General features: G+C 70.2%; 9 protein-coding genes and 1 pseudogene. 8 read left to right on the top strand and 2 right to left on the bottom strand.

What is annotated here, in order from left to right:
* From AC1D15_RS09635 to AC1D15_RS09625, 3 genes and pseudogenes are all read left to right on the top strand, one after another.
* Positions 1-508: pseudogene (locus AC1D15_RS09635) on the top strand (hypothetical protein); the annotation flags it as partial.
* A complete protein-coding gene (locus AC1D15_RS09630; RefSeq protein ID WP_477825801.1) occupies positions 505-2172 on the top strand; it encodes a vWA domain-containing protein in 1668 nt (555 codons plus the stop codon). The pseudogene AC1D15_RS09635 and the gene AC1D15_RS09630, both read left to right, overlap by 4 nt.
* Entirely contained in the window at positions 2159-2854 is a 696-nt protein-coding gene (locus tag AC1D15_RS09625; protein WP_047512035.1) for a hypothetical protein, read from the top strand. The genes AC1D15_RS09630 and AC1D15_RS09625 overlap by 14 nt, the downstream gene beginning before the upstream one ends.
* On the opposite strand, the gene AC1D15_RS09620 is transcribed toward AC1D15_RS09625, so the two are convergent.
* On the bottom strand, positions 2811-4043 hold the full coding sequence (locus tag AC1D15_RS09620) for an MFS transporter (protein ID WP_477825800.1): 1233 nt from the start codon (positions 4041-4043) through the stop codon (positions 2811-2813). The genes AC1D15_RS09625 and AC1D15_RS09620 overlap by 44 nt on opposite strands.
* A 112-nt stretch (positions 4044-4155) precedes the next feature.
* On the opposite strand from AC1D15_RS09620, the gene AC1D15_RS09615 reads away from it, so the two are divergent.
* From AC1D15_RS09615 to AC1D15_RS09595, 5 genes are all read left to right on the top strand, one after another.
* Positions 4156-4986: an AraC family transcriptional regulator gene (locus AC1D15_RS09615; protein WP_465112555.1), complete on the top strand. Its 831-nt coding sequence runs from the start codon at positions 4156-4158 to the stop codon at positions 4984-4986.
* Between the two features lie 178 nt (positions 4987-5164).
* Positions 5165-6436, top strand: coding sequence for a roadblock/LC7 domain-containing protein (locus tag AC1D15_RS09610; RefSeq protein ID WP_477825799.1), 1272 nt, complete (start codon positions 5165-5167; stop codon positions 6434-6436).
* Positions 6437-6501: 65 nt separating this feature from the next.
* Positions 6502-7611 carry a quinolinate synthase NadA gene (gene nadA / locus AC1D15_RS09605; protein WP_477825798.1) on the top strand — a complete coding sequence of 370 codons (1110 nt, stop codon included), beginning with the start codon at positions 6502-6504 and terminating at the stop codon, positions 7609-7611.
* Positions 7608-8483, top strand: a complete 876-nt coding sequence (gene nadC / locus AC1D15_RS09600; protein ID WP_477825797.1) for a carboxylating nicotinate-nucleotide diphosphorylase — start codon at positions 7608-7610, stop codon at positions 8481-8483. The genes nadA and nadC overlap by 4 nt, the downstream gene beginning before the upstream one ends.
* A 98-nt stretch (positions 8484-8581) precedes the next feature.
* Positions 8582-8869: a late competence development ComFB family protein gene (locus AC1D15_RS09595; RefSeq protein WP_047512023.1), complete on the top strand. Its 288-nt coding sequence runs from the start codon at positions 8582-8584 to the stop codon at positions 8867-8869.
* Here the strand turns inward: AC1D15_RS09595 and AC1D15_RS09590 are convergent.
* Positions 8866-9430 (bottom strand): FAD-binding protein (locus AC1D15_RS09590; RefSeq protein ID WP_477825796.1); only part of this gene is annotated, 565 nt, incomplete at its 5' end. The genes AC1D15_RS09595 and AC1D15_RS09590 overlap by 4 nt on opposite strands.

Here is a 9430-nt window from a genome sequence, read left to right as displayed (position 1 = left end):
GGCCAGCAGCGCGCTGAACGGCGAGACCGTCAGCGACCGCGACACCGCGCGCCGCACCGCGCTGCGGCTGGCCGAGCTCTTCAAGCGCCAGGGCTACCAGGAGAACTACGTCAACGGCAATTTCGAGGACTACGTGTCGCAGGGCATCGGCAAGACGCCGCTCGCATGGATCTACGAGAACCAGATCGTCGGCCATGCGCTCGCCAAGGGCGGCATCGGCGGCGGCATGGTGCTGCTGTACCCGCAACCCACCATCACCAACAAGCTGGTGTTCGTCGCCACCAGCGAGCGCGCGAAGGCGCTCGGTGCGCTGCTGTCGAACGACGCCGAGCTGCAGGGCATCGCGCTGCAGCACGGCTTTCGCATCGCCGATGCCGACCGCTTCGCGAAGGCCGTGCAGCCGACCGGCCTCGCGGTGGAGACCCGGCTGACGCAGGTGGTGGACCCGCCGTCGTTCGAACTGATGGCGGAAATGATCGACGTGGTGACGAAGGAGATGGGTCAATGAGGCTTGCCCTGCGTGTCTCGCTCGTGGCGCTGTTGTGCATGGCCCTCGCCGGCTGCGACCGGCCGGCGGCCGACACCGCCGCCACGCCAACACCGCCACCGCCGCCCGCAGCACCGGCGCTGCAGGTGCTGGCCACCACCGACCTGCGCGACATCGAGCCGCTGCAGCAGATGGTGCTGAAGGCCACCGGCGTGAACCTGCAGTTCCGCTTCGGCGGCACGATGGAGAGCACCGAGGCGGTGCTGAACGGCCAGTCCGGCGCCGACCTCGCCTGGTTCGCCAACGCCAAGTACCTGCTGTCCGACGCGCAGGGCCAGTCGCGCGTGAAGCTGCAGGAGAAGATCATGCTGTCGCCGATCGCCCTCGGCCTCAGCGAATCGGCAGCCCGCCAGCTCGGCTGGGACCGGCCGGAGCGCGCCGCCAAGGTCACCTGGAAGGACATCGCCGCCGCGGCGAAGGCCGGCAAGCTGAGCTACGCGCTGTCCAACCCCGCCACCTCGAACCAGGGCTTCATGGCCTTGCTGGGCGTGGTCGCGAGTGCCGCCCAGAAGACCGACGGGCTCGGCGCGGCCGACGTCGACCGCGGCGCCATCGCGGCGTTCCTGAAGGGCTACCGGCTGCCGGGCGACAACTCCACCTACCTTTCCGAGAAATTCATCGAGCGCCAGGGCATCGACGTCAACGCCTTCATCAACTACGAGAGCTGGCTGCTGGGCCTGAACCAGTCGGGCAAGCTGCGCGAGAAACTGTTGCTCGTCTACCCGCACGAAGGCGTGAGCACGGCCGACTACCCGCTGCTGCTGCTGAACGACGCCCGGCGCGACGACTACCTGAAGGTGGTCGCCTACCTGAAGGGCGAAGCGGCGCAGACCTGGCTGGCCCGCCAGACGCTGCGCAGGCCGGTGCTGCCGGAGGTGGCCGCGCAGGTCGCCGACATCCTGCCGCGCGACGCGATGCGCATCGAGCTGCCGTTCTCGCCCGACCGCGCGCTGGCCGACGGCCTGATCGACGCCTACCTGAACGAGTTCCGCCGCCCGATCGCGTCGACCTTCGTGCTGGACACCAGCGGCAGCATGGAGCGCGACGGCCGCCAGCAGCAGCTGATCCAGGCGCTCGACTACATCGCCGGCGTCGACCGCTCGCTGACCGGGCGCATCGCGCGGCTGACGAACCGCGAGCGGCTGTGGATGCAGCCGTTCTCGGACAACCCGTACGACCTGCAGCGCTTCGAGATCCCGGCCGGCGCCCCGGCCGCCCGCGGCGTGCAGGTGATCGAGGACAGCGAGGCCAAGCAGAAGGCGCTGGCGCAGGTGCGGKCCTTCGCGGCCGGCCTGAACATGCGCGGCGGCACCGCCTTGTTCGACGCGGTGCTGAAGTCGCTGAAGAACATGGCCGACGAGAAGCAGCGCAACCCCGGCTACCAGTATTCGGTGGTGGCGTTCACCGACGGCGAGAACAACAAGGGCCGCACGTTCGAGGAGTTCAGGCGCGACTATGAGCAGTTGCCCGAGGACGCCCGCTCGATCCCGGTCTTCATGGTGCTGTTCGGCGACGCCAACGAGAAGCAGCTGCGCGAACTGGTGAAGGTGACCGGCGGCCGGCTGTTCGATGCGCGCAAGACGCCGCTGTACGGCGTGTTCAAGGACATCCGTGCCTACCAGTAGCTCGCTCGGCAGCCGCCTGCTGGGCGTGCTCACGTCGGCGCCGAACTGGATCGGCCTCGCGCTCGCGAGCATCGCGCTGGTGTTGAAGGGGTTCGGCCTGCTCGGCAACGCCGCGTTGCCGGTGGCCGTGCTCGGCTACGCGGCCGGGTTCGTCGTCGGCGGGCTGTGGCTGGGTTTCCCGACGCTGTCGCGGCCCGGCTGGGAGGCCCTGCAGTTCAGCGACGACGGCGACACGCGCGAGGCGATGGAGCGTGCCCTGCAGGGCGTGCGCGGGCTGACCCAGTACAACCCCGACGACCGCCTGCCCGCCAGCCTGCAGACGCGCGTGCTGGAGCTGTGCAAGGCGCTGGACGCGCTGCGCCGGCAGTGGGAGCGCTCGCGCGGCCACCTGTCGCTGGACGACGGCTTCGACGCGCGCCGCATCGCGATCGTCCACCTGCCGGAGGCGCTGAACGCCTACCTGTCGATCCCGCCGTCGTATGCCCGCACCCGCACGCTGTCGAACGGCAAGACCGCGCTCGACACCTTCGCGCAGACCCTGGCGCAGCTGGAGGCGAACGTGGCGCAGCTCGCGGACGACCTGGCGGCACAGGACGCCCAGGCCTTCCTCGCGCATTCGCAGATGCTGTCGCGCGAGCTCAGGCCGCCACCAGCACCGTCCGGCGAACCCGCCGCACATTGAAGGCGCTGGCGATCAGCACGCCCTGCACCACCGCGATGCCCAGCCAGACCTGCGCCGGACGGTGCCAGTCCATCAGCGTGCCGAACAGCAGCGGCGCGATCGCCTGGCCGATGTCCAGGCCCGAATAGACGACGCCGTAGACGCGGCCGGTCGCGTTGTCGGGCGCCGAGCGCTTGACGATCAGGTCGCGCGACGGCCCGGCGATGCCGGCCGCGAAGCCCATCGCCCCGAACAGCACCGGCACCGCCAGCGCCGGGATCTCGGCGAAGCCCACCACCAGCGCGATCGCCGCGGCCACGCCGAAGCCGGCACCGACGATGCGCTCGCAGCGCGCCGGGTCGGTCACGAGGAAGCCGCCGACCACCATGCCGCCGGCGCTGCACACCATGTAGACCGTCAGGCAGACGGCCGCCAGCTGCGTCGGCACCTCGTGCAGCAGGCGCGCCGCCTCGGGCGCGAAGGCCTGCACGCCGCTCAGCGCCATCGCATAGAAAAAGAAGAACGCGAAGCACATCCAGACCGCCGGGATCGACAGGAAATCGAGGCTGCCGCCGGCCGCCGCTTTCGCCGCGGCGGCCTTGGGCGAGGCCGCGATGTCGTCGAGCGCCAGCTTCTCGCGGTTGAACCACAGCACGATCAGCACCGCGAACGCCAGCACGCCGGCGCAGGCCAGCGCGACGCGCCACGAGTACGCGAGCGTCAGCGGCACCAGCATCGCCGGCGCCAGCGCCCAGCCCAGGCTGCCGGTGATGCCGTGCACGCTGAACGCGTGGCCGAGGCGCGACGGGTGCACCTTGCGGTTCAGCAGCGTGAAATCGACCGGGTGGAACACGCCGTTGCCGATGCCGGCCAGCACCGAGAACGCCGCCAGCATCCACCAGCTGGTGCTGATCGAGAAGCCGAAGGCCGCCAGCCCCAGCAGCGCCAGGCCCGCGAACAGGATCGGCCGCGGGCCGAAGCGGTCGACGATGAAGCCCGACAGCGCCTGCGTGATGCACGAGACGACGAAGAAGATCGACATCAGCAGCCCGAGCTCGGCATAGCCGACGTTGAATGCATCCTTCAGCCACGGGAACAGTGGCGCCAGCAGCAGCTGGCTGAAGTGACTGATGCTGTGCGCCAAGCCGACCAGGCCGATGACGGTGGCGTCCTTGCGCAAGGCGGGTGCCGGGGCGGCCAGGGTGTTCATGCAGGAGTTCGGCAGGTGGAATCGAGCCCCGATGGTAGGCAGTGACGAGGCGGCCGGATTGCGATAGCCTGTCAATCCTTGTCGAGATCCTGCCAACCATGAGCACACCACCATGAGCACGCCACCGATAGGCCCGCTCACCCCCCACCTGTACATGCCGACGCCGCAGCGGCCGCTGCGCGCGAAGCAGCACCACCTGGGCACCGACACCCGCGTCGTGCCGCACGACCACCCGTGGGCGCAGGTCGCGCTGTCGTCCACCGGCGTCGTGCGGCTGACGATGGAGCATGGCACCTACCTCGTGCCGCCGTCACGCGCGCTGTGGATCCCGGCTGGCATGGAGCACGCCGTCAGCGTCGTCGAGGATGCCGACCTGCGCACGCTGTACCTGCTGCAGCCGCGCGGGCGCAGCGGCCCGGGTGTCGCGCCGGGCGAGCAGGCGCCGTGGCGGCAGTGCCGGGTGCTCGAGGTGTCGGAGCTGCTGCGCGCGCTGGTGCTCGAGATGAACGTGCAGCCCGACGGCGGCGGCCCGCCGCTCGGCGCCGGCGAACTGCAGCGCGAGCAGCGGCTCTCCGCGCTGATCCTCGACGAGCTGCGCCGGGCCCGCCCGGTGCGCCTGGGCGTGGACCTGCCGGCCGACAAGCGGCTGCGCACGCTGTGCGAGGCGGTGCTCGACGATCCGACACGCCACGCCACGCTCGACGGCTGGGCCAGGGACACCGGCGCGAGCCCGCGCACCGTCGCGCGCCTGTTCCGCCAGCAGCTCGGCACCACCTTCGTCCAGTGGCGCCAGCAGGTGCTGCTGGCCAAGGCCTTGTCGATGGCGGCGCGCAAGCAGCCGATGGGCGTGATCGCGGCCGAGCTGGGCTATGCGAGCGCGAGCGCGTTCAGCGCGATGGTGCGGCGCTCGGTGGGGGCGCCGCCGAGCCGTTTCTTCAGCTGAAACGGGCCGAGCGCCGGGCCGCCCCAGGCCGGCCCGCATCCCCTCGGGGGATCGGTCGATGTACTCATCGACAGAGGGGCCGTCATTCACCTCCCCCCGCAAGGGGGTAGCCAAGTTGGGGATGTCCGGACGCGAACATCCCCCTAGACTGGGCCGGACTCAACTGCCGGGAGCACCCATGTTGTCATCGCTGTTCGGAGACCTGCGCGGCGACCAACCCGAGGATCGCCAGCCCGGCTTCGCCGCCACCTCCCTCATGGAGAGCGTCGCCACCGAGGTGAACGACCAGGGCCAGATGGTCGATCGCCACCTGCGCGACCTGGTCGTCACCGGCTCGGCGGCACAGGCGATCCGCGAGCATTTCGCGGCCACCCGCGCCGACCTCGAAACCGCCACCCGCCACATCGCGCTGCACGACCCCACCGGCGTGTGGGCCGGCGCGGTCGTGAAGGCGCTGTCGGATGCGAGCGGTCGGCCGATCGAGCGGCTGCACCTGCGCGAGCACACCACGCTGCGCACGCTCGCGATGATCGAGCGCACCACGCTCGAACGCCGCGACGAAGGCCTGCTGCGCATCTACCACGCCGACGTGCGCGCACCCGGCCCCGACAACGCGGCGATCCCGATCGCGCTGATGGAGCGCAGCCACATGACCGCGGTGATCGTCGGCGCGATGCAGCCGCATGCGGTCGACGGCATGCTCAACACCCTGTACGCCGCGGTGAACCAGCCCGGCTGGCGCTGCCCGACGCTGCTCTTCATGCTGCCGCCGAGCGGCGTGTGGATCGCCAACAAGATCGGCATGATCCAGTGGCCGCAGCGGCTCAAGGTGCAGGTGCTCAACGAATCGCTGTCGAGCGCGTCGGCGGTGTGGAATGCACTGCTGGGCCAGTGGAACCGCGTGAAGACCGAGCCGGTGTGGGGGCCGCCGCCGGTGGCCGCGATCGCCTCGGTGCAAGGGCCGGACGGCTTCCCGATCAAGGTGGCCGACCTCGACGCCGCAGCCGCCTCGGCCTCCGCATCGCCCGGCACCGCCATCAAGAGCAGTGCCGTCACGAAGGCCCCGGTGCGCGCGGTGCTCGATCCGCAGCGCGCCGCCCATGCCCTCGACAGCATGCTGCAGGTCGACGGCCTGATGGGCTGCGCCGTCGTCGACACCGCGACCGGACTGGTCGTCACGCACAAGGTGCGCGAGGAGCACCCGGTCGACATCGAGCTGGCCGCCGCCGCCTGCACCCAGGTGCTGCGCGTGCACGACCGCCATGCGCGCGACATGGGGCTGGCCGACGCGGTGCAGGAGATCATGACCAGCACGCCGACGCGCCACCACCTGATCCGCTCGCTGTCGCGGCACAGCGGGCTGTTCCTGTTCGCGCTGCTCGACAAGCAGCGCAGCAACCTGGCGCTGGCGCGCTACAAGCTGATGGAGGCGGAACAAAGCCTGTCCTGAGAAGGGTTGCGAAGCTTGGATACCATGCCGGGATCGCAGCACGTCTGCGGATGCAGCCACTGGACATGAGCCAAGAAGTTCTCTTCGACTACCCCCTGCAGGACAGCGCCGGCGCCACCTGCACCGCGCACGCCTGGGCCAAGGTGCCCGAGCCGCTGACGCCGGCCGGCCGCGCCGACCACAAGGCGCGCGCGAAGGCCCTGCTCGCGAAGCACGACGCGGTGCTGGTCGCCCACTACTACGTCGACGGCGACCTGCAGGACTTGGCGCTCGAGACCGKCGGCCTGGTCGCCGATTCGCTCGAGATGGCGCGCTTCGGCCGCGACCACCCGAGCAAGACGCTGGTCGTCGCCGGCGTGCGCTTCATGGGCGAGACCGCGAAGATCCTGAGCCCCGACAAGCGCGTGCTGATGCCCGACCTCGACGCGACCTGCTCGCTCGACCTCGGCTGCCCGCCCGACGATTTCGCGCGCTTCTGCGACGCCCACCCCGACCGCAAGGTCGTCGTCTACGCCAACACCAGCGCCGCCGTGAAGGCGCGCGCCGACTGGATGGTCACCAGCTCCTGCGCGCTCGCGATCGTGCGGCACCTGAAAGACCGCGGCGAGAAGGTGCTGTGGGCGCCCGACCGCCACCTCGGCCGCTACATCCAGGAAGAAACCGGCGCCGACATGCTGATSTGGAACGGCGCCTGCATCGTGCACGACGAGTTCAAGGGCCTGGAGCTCGACCTGCTGAAGGCCGAGCACCCCGGTGCGAAGGTGCTGGTGCACCCGGAGTCGCCGAAATCGGTGGTCGCGCAGGCCGACATGATCGGCTCCACCTCGCAGCTGCTGAACGCGGTGCTGCAGATGGACGCGAAGACCTTCATCATCGCCACCGACAACGGCATCCTGCACCGCATGCGCCAGCTCGCGCCCGGCAAGACGCTGATCGAGGCGCCCACCGCCGGCAGCAGCGCCACCTGCAAGAGCTGCGCGCACTGCCCGTGGATGGCGATGAACGCGCTGCAGGGCGTCGTCGCCTGCCTGGAGCACGGCAGCGGCGAGATCCACGTCGACGAGCCGGTTCGCAGCCAGGCGCTGGGCTGCATCGACCGCATGCTCGATTTCGTGAAGGCCAACCCGTCGAGCACGCAGAAGCTCGGCCTGGTCAGGAACRTCGGTGCCGCATGACGATCGCCTTCGAGTTCGACGAAACGCTGGAACAGGCCCGCACGCGCAACATCCGCGATGCGCTGGCCGAAGACATCGGCCGCGGCGACTGGACAGCGCAGCTCGTGCCGGCCGGGCGCCGCGTGCGCGCCCGCGTGCTGGTGCGTGAAGACGCGGTGCTGTGCGGCCGCGACTGGTTCGACGGCTGCGTGCATGCACTCGATCCGCAGGCCGCGATCGACTGGCATGTCGACGAGGGCGCGCGCATGGCGCCCGACACGCTGGTCTGCCACATCGAGGCCGATGCGCGCGCGCTGCTGTCGGCCGAGCGGCCGGCGCTGAACTTCCTGCAGCTGCTGTCGGCCACCGCGTCGGTCACGCGCCGCCATGTCGACGCGATCGCCGGCGCGTCGCCGAACCCGCGCGGCTGCGCGATCCTCGACACCCGCAAGACGCTGCCCGGGCTGCGGCTGGCGCAGAAGTACGCGGTGCGCATCGGCGGCGGGCAGAACCAGCGGCTCGCGCTGTGGCACGGCATCCTGATCAAGGAGAACCACATCGCCGCGGCCGGCGGCGTGGCCGCCGCGCTGCGCAATGCACAGGCGCTGCAGTCGGGCGTCGACATCCAGATCGAGGTCGAAGGCCTCGCCCAGTTGCGCGAGGCGCTGGAGGCCGGCGCCACCAGCGTGCTGCTCGACAACTTCGACGAGCCGCTGATGCGCGAAGCAGTGGCCGTGACGGGCGGGCGCGCGCTGCTCGAGGTCTCGGGCAACGTGCAGCTCGACCAGGTGCGGCGCATCGCCGAGACCGGCGTCGACCGCATCTCGATCGGCCGTCTGACAAAGGACGTGCGGGCGACCGACTACTCGATGCGGGTGCTGGAGCGGATCTGACTCTGCAACTGAGCGGACTTTTGCCGCACTCTCGGGATGGTCGCCGCGGCCCGCACTGACTACAGTCGACGGGACATCCTGACCGAACGGCGGACCCCATGAGCGCAGACTTCGACACGATCTTCAACTACAACGAGCGCGCCGTCTTCGAGGCGGTGGCCGCGGCCGCCACCCAGCACCCGCACCTGAGCGGCAGCGAGCTGCTCGCCGACATCGCCTGCGTCGCGCTGAACCGGCTGCCGCCGCGCTACATCCGGCATGCGGTCGATTTCTCGTTCTACCTGAGCGAGAAGGAGCGCCACGCGATCGAGGTGGCGATCACCGAGGCGGTCGACTTCGCGTTCCAGTTCGTCTTGGCGCGAACCGCGATGAAGGCCAGAAACTAAGCTTTGCTGGTCGCCGGCCTCACCAGGATGGTGGGGAAGCTCACCGGCAGCGTGCGCGGGAAATCGCGGCTGAAATGCAGCCCGCGGCTCTCGTGCCGCATCAGTGCCGAGCGCACGATCAGCTCGGCGCAATCGACCAGGTTGCGCAGCTCCAGCAGGTCGCGCGTGACGCGGAAGTTCGCGTAGTAGTCGTCGATCTCGCTGCGCAGCAGGTCGATGCGATGCAGCGCCCGCTCCAGCCGCTTCGTGGTGCGCACGATGCCGACGTAGTTCCACATCAGCAGGCGCAGCTCGTCCCAGTTGTGCGCGATCACCACCTGCTCGTCGGCATTCTCGACCTGGCTCTCGTCCCAGTCCGGCAGTTCGGGCTGCTCGCTCGGCGCGTGCTCGAGGATGTGGTCGGCGCAGGTCTTGCCGAGCACCACGCATTCCAGCAGCGAGTTGCTGGCCAGCCGGTTCGCGCCGTGCAGCCCGGTGTAGGTCGTCTCGCCGACCGCGTRCAGCCCCGGCAGGTCGCTGCGCCCGTGCAGGTCGGAGACGACGCCGCCGCAGGTGTAGTGC

Source organism: Rhizobacter sp. P2_H2, assembly GCF_056403375.1.
Note: the sequence above shows the minus strand (reverse complement) of the source record. Positions and strands in the feature narration are given on the sequence as shown.